Origin of the sequence: Vibrio sp. OPT18, assembly GCF_015163615.1 — a bacterium.
Taxonomy (GTDB): Bacteria; Pseudomonadota; Gammaproteobacteria; order Enterobacterales; family Vibrionaceae; genus Vibrio; species Vibrio coralliirubri.
This window is the reverse complement of record NZ_JADDYK010000074.1, coordinates 1-214: the sequence shown is the minus strand read 5'-3', so window position 1 is coordinate 214 and position 214 is coordinate 1. Positions and strand designations below refer to the sequence as shown.

1 rRNA gene is annotated in these 214 nt (G+C 53.7%); it reads right to left on the bottom strand.

Annotation, left to right across the window (positions count from 1 at the left end):
• Positions 1 to 214 (bottom strand): 16S ribosomal RNA (locus IQQ51_RS19510); the annotation flags it as partial.

The window sequence follows — 214 nt, the reverse complement described above, 5'->3', positions numbered from 1 at the left end:
AGGATAAGGGTTGCGCTCGTTGCGGGACTTAACCCAACATTTCACAACACGAGCTGACGACAGCCATGCAGCACCTGTCTCAGAGCTCCCGAAGGCACTCCTGCGTCTCCGCTGGATTCTCTGGATGTCAAGAGTAGGTAAGGTTCTTCGCGTTGCATCGAATTAAACCACATGCTCCACCGCTTGTGCGGGCCCCCGTCAATTCATTTGAGTT